Annotated in this window: 12 protein-coding genes; 5 read left to right on the top strand and 7 right to left on the bottom strand. The window is 76.0% G+C overall.

Going from position 1 to position 16,030, the window contains the following annotated elements:
• Positions 1–127: 127 nt before the first annotated feature.
• Both LQ51_RS07940 and dacB read right to left on the bottom strand, forming a co-directional pair.
• Complete coding sequence (locus tag LQ51_RS07940; protein WP_046564037.1) at positions 128–1,195, bottom strand: zinc-dependent metalloprotease; 1,068 nt, start codon at positions 1,193–1,195, stop codon at positions 128–130.
• A gap of 59 nt (positions 1,196–1,254) precedes the next feature.
• Positions 1,255–2,769: a D-alanyl-D-alanine carboxypeptidase/D-alanyl-D-alanine endopeptidase gene (gene dacB, locus LQ51_RS07935; RefSeq protein ID WP_082159317.1), complete on the bottom strand. Its 1,515-nt coding sequence runs from the start codon at positions 2,767–2,769 to the stop codon at positions 1,255–1,257.
• Between the two features lie 664 nt (positions 2,770–3,433).
• Between dacB and LQ51_RS07930 the strand changes: the two genes are divergently transcribed.
• The gene (locus LQ51_RS07930; protein WP_046564035.1) at positions 3,434–3,940 is read left to right on the top strand and encodes an inorganic diphosphatase; all 507 of its coding nucleotides are present in this window, start codon (positions 3,434–3,436) and stop codon (positions 3,938–3,940) included.
• 65 nt (positions 3,941–4,005) lie between these two features.
• Here LQ51_RS07930 and eccD read toward each other — a convergent pair whose 3' ends face one another.
• On the bottom strand, positions 4,006–5,415 hold the full coding sequence (eccD, locus tag LQ51_RS07925; protein WP_046564034.1) for a type VII secretion integral membrane protein EccD: 1,410 nt from the start codon (positions 5,413–5,415) through the stop codon (positions 4,006–4,008).
• A gap of 98 nt (positions 5,416–5,513) precedes the next feature.
• On the opposite strand from eccD, the gene eccCa reads away from it, so the two are divergent.
• From eccCa to LQ51_RS07905, 4 genes are all read left to right on the top strand, one after another.
• On the top strand, positions 5,514–9,512 hold the full coding sequence (eccCa, locus tag LQ51_RS07920) for a type VII secretion protein EccCa (protein WP_046564033.1): 3,999 nt from the start codon (positions 5,514–5,516) through the stop codon (positions 9,510–9,512).
• A gap of 87 nt (positions 9,513–9,599) precedes the next feature.
• Positions 9,600–11,021 (top strand): type VII secretion-associated serine protease mycosin, encoded by a 1,422-nt coding sequence (gene mycP, locus LQ51_RS07915; RefSeq protein WP_046564032.1) that lies wholly within the window; start codon positions 9,600–9,602, stop codon positions 11,019–11,021.
• Between the two features lie 44 nt (positions 11,022–11,065).
• Positions 11,066–11,869, top strand: a complete 804-nt coding sequence (locus tag LQ51_RS07910) for a phosphatase PAP2 family protein (RefSeq protein ID WP_046564031.1) — start codon at positions 11,066–11,068, stop codon at positions 11,867–11,869.
• 30 nt (positions 11,870–11,899) lie between these two features.
• The gene (locus tag LQ51_RS07905; RefSeq protein WP_046564030.1) at positions 11,900–12,622 is read left to right on the top strand and encodes a phosphatase PAP2 family protein; all 723 of its coding nucleotides are present in this window, start codon (positions 11,900–11,902) and stop codon (positions 12,620–12,622) included.
• A 39-nt stretch (positions 12,623–12,661) separates the two neighbouring features.
• On the opposite strand, the gene LQ51_RS07900 is transcribed toward LQ51_RS07905, so the two are convergent.
• The 4 genes from LQ51_RS07900 to nth form a co-directional block, all read right to left on the bottom strand.
• A complete protein-coding gene (locus LQ51_RS07900; protein WP_046564029.1) occupies positions 12,662–13,840 on the bottom strand; it encodes a MarP family serine protease in 1,179 nt (392 codons plus the stop codon).
• An 87-nt stretch (positions 13,841–13,927) separates the two neighbouring features.
• The gene (locus tag LQ51_RS07895; protein ID WP_046564028.1) at positions 13,928–14,620 is read right to left on the bottom strand and encodes an NUDIX hydrolase; all 693 of its coding nucleotides are present in this window, start codon (positions 14,618–14,620) and stop codon (positions 13,928–13,930) included.
• Entirely contained in the window at positions 14,617–15,225 is a 609-nt protein-coding gene (locus LQ51_RS07890) for a TlpA family protein disulfide reductase (RefSeq protein ID WP_046564027.1), read from the bottom strand. Before LQ51_RS07890 ends, LQ51_RS07895 begins: the two co-directional genes overlap by 4 nt.
• Entirely contained in the window at positions 15,222–16,001 is a 780-nt protein-coding gene (gene nth, locus LQ51_RS07885) for an endonuclease III (protein WP_046564026.1), read from the bottom strand. The genes LQ51_RS07890 and nth overlap by 4 nt, the downstream gene beginning before the upstream one ends.
• Between the last annotated feature and the right edge of the window lie 29 nt (positions 16,002–16,030).

The raw sequence follows: 16,030 nt of genomic DNA, 5'->3' as shown, positions 1-16,030 counted from the left end.
GGCCGACGAACCCGGCCCACTCGCCGAGCCCGGTCCTCGGGGCGGGCGGCGGGCGGGCGCGACTCGTTCGCCCTCGGGGCACGGGGCGGGGAGCCCGGACGACTCGTGGTGCTCACCGGACGGCGGTTCAGCCGGCGGTCGGGGTGGCGCCGGCCGGCCCGTGTACCCGGGTCACCCAGGCGTCCGGGTCACCCAGCTCGTCGAGCCGGGGCAGGGTCAGCGGCGAGGAAAAGATCTTGTTGAAGCCGGCCATGCCGACCCGGTCGACGACCCCGTGCACGAACTTGCGGCCCTCGGCGTACTGACGCATCTTGACCTCGATGCCGAGCAGCCGGCGGATCGCCTTTTCCAGCGGGTTGCCGGACTCGCGGCGGCGGTTGAACGCCGCCCGGATCGACTCGACGCTGGGGATCACCTGCGGGCCGACGCCGTCCATGACGAACTCGGCGTGCCCTTCCAGCAGCGTCATCAGCGCGGTGAGCCGGTCGAGCACGGCCCGCTGCGCGGGGGTCTGCACGATGTCCAGCACGCTGGCCCGGCTCTCCGGGTCCTTCACCGCGTCGGAGAGGGTGGCGATGCCGCGCCGCAGCCGCTCCAGCAGGTGCTCGCCGGCCTGCGCCGCGTCGACGAACGCCTGGACCTCGCCGAGGAAGTAGGCGCGCATCCACGGCACGGCGGTGAACTGCGTCCGGTGGGTGACCTCGTGCAGGCAGACCCAGAGCCGGAAGTCCCGCGGGTCGGCGCCGAGCTTCCGTTCCACCTCGACGATGTTCGGCGCGACCAGCAGCAGCTGGCCGGGATCACCGGCGAAAACCTCGTACTGGCCGAGCACCCGGCCGGAGAGGTACGCCAGCACGGTGCCCGCCTGCACCCCGGTGAGCCGGGACCCGATCGCCTCGGTCAGCGGGCCGGGGCGCTTGTCGCCGGAGAGGCGGCTCACCAGCGGGCTGATCACCTCGCGCAGGCCGGCGATGTTCGCGGCCGCCCAGTCCCGGCGGTCCACCACCCGGACCGGTGGGTGCGTCACCTGCGAGCGCAGCCCGGTGTAGTCGGCGACGTGCCCGGCCGCCTCCTCGGTCAGCCGTCGCAGCTCGCCCACCACGTCGGTGGCCTCGGCGTACGACACCCGAGGGCCCGACTTGCCCAGGGCCCCCGCGGTCGCGGCGGCCAGATCCCAGTCCACGAACTGCGCCATGGACCCACCGTACCCGCGCCGCGACACCCCAACCGGAGATCGACGGCGGTCGCAGCCGGTCAGCGGCAGCCGCAGCGGGCCAGCGCGGAACTGATCCGGTCGAGCGCCTGCCGGGTCGCGTCGAGGCTGCCGCCCGGGGTCCGGTCGGTCAGCACGGCGAAGGTGAGCAGCCGGCCGTCGGCCGTGGTGACCAGCCCGGCGATCGCGTTCACCCCGGTCAGCGTCCCGGTCTTGGCCCGGACCACGCCGGCCCCGGCCTTCGTCACCGACGCCTGGTAGCGCCCGTCCAGGGTGCCCGACCAGCCGCCCACCGGCAGCCCGCCGAAGATCGCCGCCAGCTCGGGATGGCTGCCGTTGCCGGCCAGGGTGATCAGGTCGGTGAGCAGCGAAGGGCTGATCCGGTTGGTGCGGGACAGCCCGCTGCCGTCGGCCAGGGTGATCTCGTCGGCCGGCAGGCCCAGCTCGCCGAGCACCTGGTCGGTGGCGGCCGCCCCGCCGGCGAACGACGCCGGCTTGCCCTTGGCCAGCGCCACCTGCCGGGCCATCGCCTCCGCGATCACGTTGTCGCTGTCGCTGATCATGATGTCGACCAGGCGGACGACCGGCAGCGACTCGACCTTGCCCAGCTCGCTACCGGGGGCCGGCGCGCCTGCGGCCGAGGCGCTGGCGGCGGCCGGCGCGCTGCCCCGCTTCACCTGGACGTCCCCGGGGAGGCCGAGCAGCCGGGCGAACTGCCGGCCGGCGGTCAGATCGGGCTGCGGGACCCGCTCGGCGGCGTGGTTGGTGTCCTCGGCGGTCCGGCGGGCCTCCGCCGCGTTCCGCCGGGCACCGTCGGTCATCAGCGCGGTGATCGCCGCCCCGAAGCCGCCGGTCGGGATGTCGGCGTCCCAACCGGGCTCGTACACCGGGCCGGTGAAGCCCGAGGAGTCGACGATGACCCTGGTCGGCGCGGTGCCGCCGAGCGCCTTGCGGACCTGGGCGGCCAGGTCGTCGAGCCGGGCCGCACCCGGGTAGAAGCCGTTCTTGTCGACCGCGAGGGTCGGGTCGCCGCCGCCCACCAGCACCACCTCGCCGGGGTTGGCGCCGGCCACCGCCCGGGTCGGGATCCGGTACGCGGGGCCGCGGGCGGCCAGCACCGCCACCCCGGTGGCGAGCTTGGTCACCGAGGCGGGCACGGTCGGGGTGTCCTGGCCGGCCCCGTAGAGCTCCTGGCCGGTGACCACGTCGGCCACGGACACGTGCACCCGCTCGCCGAGCGCGGCCGCGCCGACCAGCGGCTGGAGCGCGGCGCGTACCCCCTCGGGGGTGGGTTGGGGCGCGTTGGCGTCCGGGCCGGCGAGCACCGCCGGCGGGTCGGGCTCGGGTGGCCGGGCGTCGGCGGTCGGCGAGCCGGCCTCGCTCCCCAGCCAGCCGGCCACCGGTCCGGGGCGGACCACGGCGAGCCCGACGCCGGCCAGGACGAGTACCAGCACCGTGGCGAGCAGCGCGACCAGCCGGCCGCGCCGGGGCCGCGCCGGCGGTGTGGGTGGGGCCGGTGCGGCGCCGTAGGGCGGGACGGGCGGGCTGACCGGGATGCCGGTGGCGTCCGACCCGGGCCAGCTCACCGGGGCGGTCGGGCCGGCGTCGGCCGGCCGGCCGGGAGCGGTGCCGCGCCCGCGGGGATCGGCCGGACCGGCGGGAGCGGTGCCGTAGCGGCCGGGGTCGGCGGGAGCGACGCCGTAGCGGCCGGGGTCGGCGGGAGCGGCGCCGTACCGGCCGGGGTCGGCGGGAGCGGTGCCGTACCGGCCGGGGTCGGCGGGAGCGGTGCCGTAGCGGCCGGGGTCGGCGGGAGCGGCGCCGTAGCGGCCGGGGTCGGCGGGAGCGGCGCCGTAGCGGCCGGGGTCGGCGGGAGCGGTGCCGTAGCGGCCAGGGTCGGCCGGACCGGCGGCGCGACCTACCGGGGCGGACCCGGCGGCCGGACCGGGGTGGCCGGCGGGGCTGACCCCCGGGATCCGGACCCGACCGGTGGCGCCGCCCGAAGTGGAAGGGCCGGAGTTCCGCCCGTCAACCCCTTCGGGGCGGTAGTGTGAATCTTCCCTCCCCACGACCCCCTCCTCCCCCGCGTCGAAGCACCCTGGGTGACACTACTTCGGTCCGAACACTATGCGGTCGCCAGAGCCGGCGGGTGGGCATTCACCTGGGCGGGAGCGGCGCCACTGGTTCCGTTAGCCAGCGTGGGCAAACAAGGGAGCGTGGGAGATGGATTTCGACGTCACGGTTGAGATCCCGAAGGGGCACCGCAACAAGTACGAGGTCGACCACGCGACCGGCCGGATCCGGCTGGACCGTACCCTCTTCACCTCCACCCAGTACCCGGCCGACTACGGCTTCATCGAGGGCACCCTGGGCGAGGACGGCGACCCGCTGGACGCCCTGGTGCTGGTCCCCGAGCCCACCTTCCCGGGCTGCCTGATTCGCTGCCGCACGATCGGCATGTTCCGGATGACGGACGAGAAGGGCGGCGACGACAAGGTCCTCTGCGTGCCCTACGAGGACCCGCGCCAGGAGCACCTGCGGGACATCCACCACCTGGGCGAGTTCGACCGGCTGGAGATCCAGCACTTCTTCGAGGTGTACAAGGACCTGGAGCCGGGCAAGTCGGTCGAGGGCGCGACCTGGGTGGGTCGCACCGAGGCCGAGGCCGAGATCCAGGCCTCCTACCAGCGTGCCCGCGAGGCCGCCGAGCGCGGCGAGACGCTGCACTGAACTGACCTGCGCCACCGGGCCCGGGTCGCTCGACCGAGCGACCCGGGCCCGCGCGCGTCCGGGGCTCAGCCGAGCAGGCCACGGGCCCGGTCGTAGAGGTCCAGCACCGCGCAGGCCACCGGGACCACGGAGACCACCAGCGCCGTGTCCGCGAGGTCGGCCAGTCGGCCGAGGTACGGCGAGACCGGCCGCCGGGCGTACGTGGCGCCGGCCGCGACGGCGATCAGGGCCAGCAGGACCCCGCCGACGGCCAGCGCGAGCCGGGCGGCCGGCTCGCCGCCCCGCACCAGGACCGCGCCGAGCAGGGCGTACCCGGCCAGGCCGGCGGCCACGGCGGGCACCCGGTGGCGGACCGCCACGAAGAGCCGGGCGCGCAGCAACAGCACGGCGCAGCCGACCGCGGCCAGCAGACGGCCGGCCGGGCCGCCCACGCCGACCAGGACCGTGGTGGCGGCGACCGCCAGCACGGCGTGCCCGAGCAGCAGCCCGGTGAGCACCTCCTCGGTCCGGGCCACCGCGGCGTGCACCCGCCCCCGGTCGGGTAGGTCGCGCGCGCCGTCCGGCCCCGGGCCGGGGGTACCGGCCGGCAGGGTGACCGGCGGCAGCGGGACCTTGCCGAGCCGCAGGGCCAGCAGCGGCAGGCCGCCGAGGGCGAAGACCAGCACGGCGAGCAGCACGGCGGCGGTGCCGGCCGGATCGAGGAGGAGCCCGCCGAGGGCGGCCGCCGCGCCCGCCGCGCCGGTGGCCGCGCCGGCCACGAAGATCCGGGCCCGGCTGGCCACCCCGAGCAGGCCGAGCACCGACCCGAGCAGCAGGCCCACCGCGCCCGCCAGCAGCTCGGGTCCGCCCACCCAGCGCAGCGGCCCGGCCAGGCCGACCGGGTCGCCGGAGCGCACCGCCAGGGCGCCGGCCGCGGCGGCGAACGGCAGGGCGTACCCGCCGAGGGCGGCGCCGGCCGGACCGTCCCCGTACGCCCGGGAGGCGGCGGTGCCGGCGAGCACCAGCAGCAGCGCGACCGCTGCCGCGACCGCGACCGGCCAGCCGGCCGGCTGCCCGGGCCCGGCGGCCAGCACAGCGGCCAGGCCGATGGCCAGCGGCACGGCCGCCCCGGCCAGGGTGGCCGCCCGGGTGGCCCGGGGAGACCAGGCGGCGCCCCGGCGGCGGGCCCCGTCGGCAATCACCTCGACCACGTCGTCGTACTCCAGCTCCGGCCACTCGGCGCGGGCCGGCACGAGGTGCAGCACCTCGCCGTCGCGGACCCCCTGGGGCAGCAGCGCCTGGGCAGTGGAAAGCACCGCGCCGTCCGTACGGCGCAGCACCCAGCCGCCGTGCCGCTCCCCGTCGTCGGCCAGCCCGTCCCCGGCGTGCCGGAGCACCTCCGGCAGCAGCTCGGCCAGCGGGACCTGCTCCGGCAGGGCGACGTCGACCCGCCGCTGCGGGGTGCTGATGGTGACCCGCGCCAGCCCGGTTGTCATCGAGGTATCTCCATATCGAACGGTACGGGTGACTGACGGACGACAGGACTTTACCTACGATGAGCCAGGCTCGGGTTACCCAGAGTGGGGGAGGTTGGGTGTCCACTGTCGTCATCCGTCGGCCACCGCGTCGTCCGGCACCGGAGATCCCGGCCGGCGAGCTGCCCGTCGAGGCGCCGCCGGAGATTCCCGTCCTGGCCGGCGGGCGCTGGCAGCAGGCCCTCATGGTGCTGCCCATGCTCGGCGGCACGGTCGCGATGGCGATGATGTTCGGCCGGGGCGGCGGGGCGTACGCGTACGTGGTGGGCGGCATGTTCGGCCTCTCCTCGGTGGCGATGCTGGTGACCTCGTGGGGCAGCGCCGGGCCGCGGAAGTCGGAGCTGATGGCCGCCCGCCGGGAATACCTGCGCCACCTGGCCACGCTGCGCCGCCGGGTCCGGGCCACCGCCGGGGCGCAGCGCGCCGGGCTGTACTACCGGCACCCCGACCCGGGCCGGCTCTGGTCGACGGTGGACAGCCACCGGGTCTGGGAGCGCCGGCCGGGTGACCCCGACTTCGCGGTGGTCCGGGTCGGGGTGGGCCCGCAGACGCTGGCCACCCCGCTGGTGCCGCCGGTCACCCGGCCGCTGGAGGAGTTGGAGCCGATGACCGCCGGGGCGCTTCGGCGCTTCCTCGACGCGTACTCGGTGGTGCCCGACCTGCCGGTGGCGCTCTCGCTGCGCAGCTTCGCCCGGGTCTTCGTCCGTGGCCCGGGCGCCGGACACCGCCGGACCGGCGGGGCGGACCCGGCGCGGCCCGGGGCCGACGACGGCCGGGACGCGGGCTCGCCGGCGGCGCAGGCGCTGGCCCGGGCGCTGCTCACCCAGCTCGCCGTCTTCCATGCCCCGGACGAGCTGCTGATCGCGGTCTGCGCCGGCCCGGAGCGGCGCGCGCGCTGGGAGTGGGTGAAGTGGCTGCCGCACGCCCACCATCCGCGCCGCACCGACGCGCTCGGCCCGGTCCGGCTGGTCACCAGCTCCGCCGCCGAGCTGGAACGGCTCCTCGACGACGTGCTGGCCAGCCGGTCCCGGTTCAGCCCGGCCGGCCCGGCCACCGACGGCCCGCACGTCGTGGTGCTCCTGGACGGCGGGGACCTGACCGGGGCGACCGGTCTGGCCGGGGACGGTGGCATCGACGCGGTCACCGTGCTGGACCTGGACACCCCGCCGCCCCGCCTGCTCGACCGGTACGCCCTCCTGCTCGACCTGGTCGACGGGCGGCTGCACTCGTACTCCGCCGAGGGGCACGCAGAGGTCGGCGCGGCCGACGCGCTGGCACCCGCCGACGCGGAGGCGGTGGCCCGCCGGCTGGCACCGCTGCGGCTGGCCGGCGCGGTACGCGGCCCGGACGCCCCGCCCGGCGCCGAGCTCGGCCTGCCGGAGCTGCTCGGCCTCGGCGACCCGGAGAACTTCACCGCCGAGCAGGGCTGGGCGCCCCGGGCCGGCCGGGACCGGCTGCGGGTGCCGATCGGGGTGGGCGCCGACGGCGGCGCGATCGAGCTTGACCTCAAGGAGTCCGCCCAGGACGGCATGGGCCCGCACGGTCTGCTCATCGGCGCCACCGGCTCCGGCAAGTCGGAGCTGCTCCGCACCCTGGTGCTCGGGCTGGCCGCGACGCACAGCTCGGAACAGCTCAACTTCGTGCTGGTCGACTTCAAGGGCGGGGCCACCTTCGCGCCGTTCGAGCGGCTGCCGCACACCGCCGCGGTGATCACCAATCTGGCCGACGCGCTGCCGCTGGTGGACCGGATGGTCGCCGCGATCAACGGCGAGCTGATGCGGCGCCAGGAGCTGCTCCGCCGGGCCGGCAACTTCGCCGGACTGCGGGACTACGAGCGGGCCCGGGCCGCGGGCAGCCCGCTCGCCCCGCTGCCGTCCCTGCTGCTGATCTGCGACGAGTTCTCCGAGCTGCTCTCCGCCAAGCCCGACTTCATCGACCTGTTCGTGCAGATCGGCCGGCTCGGCCGGTCGCTCGGCGTGCACCTGCTGCTGGCCAGCCAGCGGCTGGAGGAGGGGCGGCTGCGCGGGCTGGACACCCACCTGTCGTACCGGATCGGGTTGCGCACCTTCTCGGCGCTGGAGTCCCGGACGGTGCTCGGCGTGCCGGACGCCCACGAGCTGCCCCGCAGCCCGGGCCACGGCTACCTGCGCGCGGGCACCGACCCGCTGGTCCGGTTCAAGGCCGCGTACGTCTCCGGCCCGGCCCGCCGCCACACCGGCCCGGACGGCGGGGCCGGCGGCGGGTCCCGGCTGCTGGCGTTCTCCACCCACCTGGTGCCGGTCCCCGAGCCGGTTCCGGCCGCCGCTCCGCCGGCCGAGGAGGACCGGGAGTCCCTGCTCGACCTGCTGGTCGGCCGGCTGGCCGGGCAGGGGCCGCCGGCGCACCAGGTGTGGCTGCCACCGTTGGACGGCTCCCCCACGCTCGACGAGCTGCTCGGCCCGGTCGGCGCCGACCCGGCCCGCGGGCTCACCGTGGCGAACCCGGAGCTGCACGGCGCCCTCCAGGTCCCGGTGGCCGTGCTGGACAAGCCCTTCGAGCAGCGCCGGGACCTGTACTGGCTGGCGCTGGAGGGTGCCGCCGGGCACGTGGCGGTGGTGGGCACCGCGCGCAGTGGCCGGTCCACCCTGCTGCGCACGCTGATCTGCGCGCTGGCCCTCACCCACACCCCGGCCGAGGCGCAGGTCTACTGCCTCGACTTCGGCGGTGGGACGCTCGGCGCGCTGCGCGACCTGCCGCACGTCGGCGGGGTGGCGGGGCGTGCCGACGACACCGCGGTGCGCCGGACCGTCGGGGAGATCACCACGCTGCTCGCCCGGCGGGAGCGGCACTTCGCCGAGGCGGGCGTGGAGTCGGTGGCGGCGTGGCGACGGCGGCGGGCGGCCGCGCTGGCCGGCGGGCAGCCGGGCACCGACCCGTTCGGCGACGTTTTCCTGGTGATCGACGGCTGGAACGTCCTGCGCGGCGACTACGAGGAACTGGAACCGCTGGTCACCGAGCTGGCCACCCGGGGCCTGACGTACGGGGTGCACGTGGTCGCCAGCGCGCTGCGCTGGTCGGACTTCCGGCCGGCGATCCGGGACCTCTTCGGGTCCCGGCTGGAGCTGCGCCTGGGTGACCCGGCCGATTCGGTGCTGGCGAAGCGCCCGGTCGCGGAGAGCGTCCCCGAGCAGCGGCCGGGCCGGGGGATCGCCCCGGGCGGGCTGCACTTCCTCGCCGCCGAGCCCACGGTCGCCGCGCTGGGCTCCGGCACGGCGGACCTGGTGAAGGCGGTTGCCTCGGCGTGGGCCGGCCCGGCCGCGCCCCCGGTACGTCTGCTGCCGCCGGTGCTGCCCTACGCCGCGCTGGATCACGCCGCGACCAGCGGGCTGGCCTTCCCGGTCGGGATCGCCGAGGCGGACCTGCGCCCGGTGGTGCTGGACTTCGCCGTGGAGCCCAACTTCGTGGTCTTCGGCGACGCCGAGTGCGGCAAGTCGTCGTTCCTGCGGGCGCTGGCCACCTCGATCGTCAACCGGTTCACGCCCGACGAGGCCCGGGTGATCCTGGTGGACTACCGGCGCAGCCTGATGGGCGCCATCGAGAGCCCGCACCTGATCGGGTACGGCACGGCCGCGCCGCACACCACCGAGCTGATCGAGTCGGCGGCCGGCTACCTACGCGGCCGGCAGCCGGGGCCCGAGGTCACCCCGGCCCAGCTGCGCAGCCGGTCGTGGTGGACCGGGCCGGAGCTGTTCGTGCTGGTGGACGACTACGACCTGGTGGCCGGTGGGCCGTCGAACCCGTTGCGGGCGCTGGAGGAGCACCTGCCGCACGCCCGGGACGTCGGCCTGCACCTGGTGCTGGCCCGCCGGGCGGCCGGCTCCGGCCGGACCTCGTTCGAGCCGATCGTGCAGCGGCTGCGGGAGCTGTCCACGCCGGGCCTGGTGATGTCGGGCGGCCCCGAGGAGGGGGCGCTGGTCGGCCAGGTCCGGGCGGGTCCGCTGCCTCCGGGGCGGGGTCGGTTGGTGACCCGACGCGACGGCGTACGGCTGGTCCAGCTGGCCCACCTGCCAGCCGGATGAACGGTGTCACCGACTTGCACCGTGGCGTACGCGAAAACCGGTAATCTCCGAGCAGCATGATGCTGTCGTGATGAATGGCTGGGGAATGTGAGCAGGGATCGGCAGGGTGGCCGGACGGCGACCCGGCGACTCGCCGGGCAGGCGCTGCTCGGTGCGGCGGTCGCGGCGGTCGCCGTGGCCGGCCCGCCGGCACCGCCCGCATCTGCCGCCCCGGCCCGGTCGGCCACGCTGGCCCAGTCACCGGCGCTGACCCGGCCGGCGGCGCTCACGCAGTCTCCCGCGCTGGGCCGGTCACCGGTGTCGGGGCGGACCGCCGCGCTGGCCCCGGAGCCCGGCTGGGTGGCGCCAGCCGGGGTGCCGACCCGGACGGACCAGGTCCGCGAGGAGCAGTGGCAGCTGGACGCGCTCAACGCGAAGGCCGCCTGGCAGGTCTCGACCGGTCGCGGCGTGGTGGTGGCCGTCATCGACTCCGGTGTGGACGGCTCCCATCCGGACCTGGCCGGCCAGGTGCTGCCCGGCGTCGACCTGGTCACCCCGGACGGGTCCGAGGGCGCCGACCCGGTCGGGCACGGCACCACGGTCGCGGGCCTGATCGCCGGGCGTAACGACGACGACCGGGGTGTGGTCGGGCTGGCCCCGGACGCCCGGATCCTGCCGGTCCGGGTGCTCGACGACGAGAACCGGTACGACGACGCGATGATCGTCGCCAAGGGAGTGCGCTGGGCCGTCGACCACGGGGCCCGGGTGATCAACCTGTCCCTCGGCGGCAGCGGGACCAGCCCGGCCCTGGCCGCCGCCCTCGACTACGCCTTCGCCCGGGACGTGGTGGTGGTCGCCTGCACCGGCAACCTGGCCACCTCGAGCAGCCCCAAGGTCTGGTACCCGGCCCGGGAGCCCGGGGTGATCGCGGTCGCCGGCCTGGACCGCAGCGCGGCGAACCTCTGGTCCGGCTCGATCACCGGGCACGAGACCGTGCTCACCGCCCCGGCGACGGCGCTCTACGGCGCCCGCCCCGAGGGGTACTGGCGGGTGCAGGGGACCAGCTTCGCGTCCCCGCTGGTCGCCGCGGCCGCCGCGTTGGTCCGGTCCCGCTGGCCGCGGATGTCCGCCGGTGACGTGGTCAACCGGCTCATCAGCACGGCCAGGGACCTGGGCCCGACCGCACGCGACGACCGGTTCGGCTACGGCATGGTGGACCCGGTGGCCGCGCTGACCGCCGACGTACCGCCGGTGACGGGTAACCCGCTGGACGACAACGACCCGCCCGGGGTGGTCGGCTTCGGCCCGGCGCCGGGCGCTGACCGGGACACCCGGGCCGCCGCGGTCGGGTCGGGTGACAACCCGTTCGGCCTGCCCGGACCGACGCAGCAGGCCCGGTGGTCGGCGCGGCCGGCCGGGCAGCCGGACGACAGCGCTCCGGACCGGCTCTGGACCGGCCTTCCGCTCCTGGTCGCCCTGGTGACCGGCGCGGCGCTGATGGTCCGCCGGTTCCGCCAGACCCGCCGCTGATCCCGGCGGTCTGGTCCGGGCCCGGGATGGGTAGTGGTTCGGCCATGGACGTACGGGATGCGGGTGGGCAGGTGACGGAGGCCGGACGGTCCTGGCGGGCGCGGCGGCTGGACCGGGATGCTTCGCTGGGGCTGCGGTTGACCCTGGCGGCCGTCGCGGCGTTCCTGGTGCTGGTGCCGTTCTCGCTGCTGGCGCTCCTGGTGCTGGGCGCCTGGTCGCCGCTGTTCCGACTGGACGCGTCGATCACCGACACCCTGCACCGGTACGCGCTGGAGCATCCGGGCTGGGTGCGGGCGATGAGCGTCTGGACGGACGTCTTCGGCCCCGGGCCGCTGCGGGTGGCCGCCGCCGTGCTGGTGGGCTGGCTGCTGTTCCGCCGGGCGCCCCGGCTGGCGCTCTGGGTGGTCACCACGATGGCCGTCGGCGGGCTGCTCGGCGCGCTGCTCAAGCTGCTGGTGGGGCGGCACCGGCCGGACCTGCTCGACCCGGTGGCCCGGGCGGCCGGGTTCTCGTTCCCCTCCGGTCACGCGCTCAACGCCGCCCTGGCCGCCGGGGTGCTGCTGCTGGTCTTCCTGCCGTACGCCCGGCACCGGTGGGCGTTGCGCTGGGCGCTCTGGACGGTGGCCGTGCTGATCACGGTGCTGACCGGGCTGAGTCGGATCGCGTTGGGCGTGCACTGGACCAGCGACGTGCTGGGCGGCTGGCTGCTCGGCGTCGCGGTGCTCGTCGCGACCACCGCCGCCTTCTCCACCTGGCGGGCCCGGATCGGCCGGCGGCCGGTGTCGACCGCCCGGGAGGGGGTCGAGCCGGAGTTGGCCGAACCGGATCGGGACCGGCCGCGCGCGTAGTCCGGCCCCGCACGGGGTAATGGCGGCCCCATGTCCGATGTCGTGCTCCAGGTCGCCCGGCGGATCCTGCTGCCGGTTGCCGTGCTCTTCTCCGTCATGGTGGGCCTCGGGCTGCTGGTCACCCGGGTGCTCGCGAAGACCTGGCCGCTCACCGTCGAGGACGCGGTCAACCGCGAGTTGGCGGCCGACCGCTCGGCCGGCTGGAACGACGTGTCGCTGGTCTTCAGCACCCTGGCCAGCACTCAGCTGATCGTCGTGGTGACCGTGCTGGTGGCGCTCGTGCTGCGGCTGGTGCTGCACCGGTGGCGGGAGCCGCTCTTCCTGTGCGCCGCGGTGAGCGCGCAGGCGCTGGTCTTCCTCTTCACCACGATGGTCATCGACCGGAACCGGCCGGCCGTGGAGCACATGGACGCCTCGCCGCCGACCTCCAGCTTCCCGTCCGGGCACACCTCGGCGGCGACCGCGCTCTACGTCGGCATCGCGCTGCTGCTGGCCCTGCGGGCGAAGAGCACCCCGGCCAAGGTCGCCTGGTGGTCGCTGCTGGTGCTGGTGCCGGTCGGGGTGGCGCTGACCCGGATGTACCGGGGCATGCACCACCCGAGCGACGTGCTGGCGTCCTTCCTCAACGGCGTCACCTGCGTGGTCATCATGGCCCGGTCGCTGCTGGACCGCACCGTCACCTGGGGACGGGCCCGGCTGCCGGTCCGCCCGTCCGGCGACGGGGTCACCCCGGCCGGCGCGTCCGCCGGCTGAGCACCCGGCCGCCGTCGCGGTCGGCGCCCGCCGCCGCGCTCAGGTGCAGTCGCCGGTGCGGACCGCCCGGGTACGCTCGGCGCCGGCCAGGGCCACCGGGCGGGCCTCGTCGGCGGTCACCGCGAAGCCGGTGTTGGGGTCGTCGGCCGCCGCCGCGAAGATCACCCCGAGCACCAGCCCGTTCGAGGAGACCAGCGGGCCGCCGGAGTTGCCGCTGCGGACCAGCGCCCGGATCGTGTAGATCTCCCGGGTCACGTCGCCGGACGAGTAGATGTCCGGGCCGGTGATCCGGTCGACGTCCCGGATCCGGGCCGGCCGGGCGTCGTACGGGCCGTCGAGGGGGAAGCCCAGCACGATGGCGTCCGCCCCGCTGCCGGCCTGGCCGGCGGCGAAGCGCAGCGACGGGCCGGGCAGCCCGGGTACGTGCAGCACGGCCAGGTCCCGCGCCGGGTCGTAGACGACCACGTCGCCGTCGTACCGCTCGCCGCGCAGTTCCACGGCGACCGAGCGGGTGCCGGCCACCACGTGCGCGTTGGTCATCACCCGGTCGTCGGCGTACACGAAGCCGGAGCCCTCGATGCGACGCGAGCAGCTGGGCGCCGAGCCCAGCACCTTCACCACGGCCCGCTGGCTGCTCTGCACCACCTGCGAGCCGGACAGCCGGGGGTCGGGCGGGGAGACCTGGCGGGCCCGGGTCGGCGCGAGATCGCCGAAGACGTCCGGGAAGCCGTTGGTGTCGACGGTGTCCCGCAGCGCCGTGGAGAGCTCCTGCGCCTTGTCCGGCAGCACCCGGTCGACCACGGTGAGCAGGGCGCTGTTGCGCACCGAGGAGGCCAGCCAGGGCAGCGACGACGAGCCGAGCGGCACCGCGACCAGCCAGGCCACCAGCATCACCGCGAAGACCGAGACGAGCGCGCCGCCGACGTCGTCGAGCCGCTTGGCCAGCTCGTTGGTGATGGTCTGGCGCAGGTGCGAGCCGATCCAGCCGGCCAGCGCCTGGCCGAGCACGGCGAGTCCGAAGACCGCGACGAGCGAGATCAGCACCCGGGTGCCGCTGTCGGTGAACTGCCGGGCGACCAGCGGGCCGACCTGGAGGCCGACCAGCGCGCCCAGGAAGAACCCGGAGAACGACAGGGCGCCGATGACGAAGCCCTGGCGGTATCCGCTGATCGCGAACACGAGCATGAGCAGGAGCAGGACGAGATCCACCGCGGACACGCCCCCAGGGTACGGGCACCGGGCTCGGCGTTGGCTCACCGCTCGCGGAACGTGACGGCCGGATCGGCCCCCGGAAACCGCGGCGGCTCAGCGCACGGGCGTCTCGTCGACCGCGTCGGTGCCGGCGGAGGGGGCCGGGGTGGCCCCGGTCGGCGGCAGCTCCACCACCCGCCCGACCGGCCAGGGGCGGGCCCAGCCGCCCATCTCCAGCAGCGTGTTCAGCACGCCGGCGGTGAAGCCCCAGACCAGCATTCCGCGTACGGAGAAGGCCGGGCCGATCCAGCCGCTGGGGTGGCGGACCCGCAGCCGGTTCGCCGGGTCGACCAGTTCGGTGACCGGTAGCCGGGCGACGTGCGCCACCTCGGCCGGCTCGCGCGGGTGCACCGGGTGCGGCGCGTGCCACCAGGCGAGCACCGGGGTGACCACGAAGTCGCTGACCGGGATCCAGAGCTTCGGCAGCTCGGCCAGCACGGTGACGCTGGCCGGGTCGAGGTCGACCTCCTCGTTCGCCTCGCGCAGGGCGGTGGCGCTGGCGTCGGTGTCCTCCGGGTCGGCCGCGCCGCCGGGAAAGGCCGGCTGGCCGGCATGGTTGCGCAGGGTGGCGGCCCGCTGGAGGACCAGCACGTCCGGCCCGACGCCCGGCTCCTCGCCGAGCAGCACCAGCACGGCGCTTTCCCGGCCGCCGCTCTCCGGGGTGGTGAGCCGGGTGAAGTCCTCGGCGCGGGCGGTGCCGAGCCGGCCGAGCAGCGGGTCGAACCAGCCGGGCGGCTGCCGGGTCATGCCGCCACGTCCACGCCGAGGTAGGTGTGGACCAGTTCGGCCAGCCGGGCGTCGTCCAGCGCGCCGGTCGCCTCGATGTGCCGGATCCGGCCGTCCGAACCCACCAGGACGGTCAGCGGGAAGGCGTTGCGCCGGAGCCCGCGCTCGAAGGCGTCCCCCTGATCGAACAGCATCGGGAAGCGCACCCCGAAGTCCTCGCCGAAGGACTGGGCGGCGCCGCGGCTGTCCCGGGTGTTCACCCCGATCACCTGGAACCGCCCGGCGGCCCGCTCGTGCAGCCGCTGGAACGCCGGCAGCTCCTTGCGGCAGGGCAGGCACCAGGACGCCCACACGTTGACCACCGCCGGCCCCTTGACGTCCCGCATCGCGACCGGGGTGCCGCCGGTGAAACAGGAGAGGGTCAGCTCGGGCAGCCGGTCGCCGGCCTTGCCGGCCGGGGTGGCGGCGGCCGAGGCCGGCGCGGTGGTCAGCGCGGCGCAGTCGTCGAACGGGGACGGCCGTTCGGGGCGGGCCGCCGGCGCCGCCGGCCGGTCCGGCTCGGCGGCGGCGGTGCAGCCGGCCAGCCCGAGCAGCACCGGGACGAGCAGGTACGCGAGGCGGTTCACGGCACCTCCGCGGCGACCGCCTGCTGCGGCACCAGCTCCGGGTCGAGGCCGACGGCCGCCGCCAGGTCCCGGGCCCGGGGGCCCTTGAGCAGCTTGACCGCCACCACCGGGTCGGTCGGCCCGGTGCCGTACGACGGGCAGAGCTTGGCCAGCGTGCAGGCGCCGCAGGCCGGCTTGCGGGCGTGGCAGACCCGGCGGCCGTGGAAGATGATCCGGTGCGACAGCATCGTCCAGTCGCGCTTCGGGTACAGCGCGCCGATCGCGTGCTCGATCTTGACCGGGTCGGTCTCGGTGGTCAGCTGCCACCGCTGCACCAGCCGCTGGAAGTGGGTGTCGACGGTGATGCCGGGGACGTCGAAGGCGTTGCCGAGGATCACGTTCGCGGTCTTGCGCCCGATGCCGGGGAGGGTGACCAGGTCGGCCAGCCGGCCGGGGACCTCGCCGTCGTACCGCTCGCAGAGGGCGCGGCCCAGGTTGATCAGCGAGCTGGTCTTGTTCCGGTAGAAGCCGGTCGGCCGGATCAGCTCCTCCAACTCGGCGCGGTCCGCCCCGGCGTAGTCGGCGGCGGTGCGGTAACGGGCGAAGAGCTTCGGGGTGACCTCGTTGACCTTCTTGTCGGTGCACTGCGCGGACAGGATGGTGGCGACGGCCAGCTCCAGCGCGTTGCCGTGGTCGAGCTCACAGTGCGCGTCGGGATGCGTCTCGGTCAGCACCCGGCCGATCCGCCGGGCCCGGCGGGTGCGACCGAGGTCGGTCTCGGGGGAACGCGTGGTCACGCCGGCCAGCCTACGTCGCGGGGCCGACG

The organism is Micromonospora sp. HK10 (assembly GCF_000982955.1).
Lineage (GTDB): Bacteria > Actinomycetota > Actinomycetes > Mycobacteriales > Micromonosporaceae > Micromonospora.
This window is presented reverse-complemented; position numbering and strand designations above follow the sequence as displayed.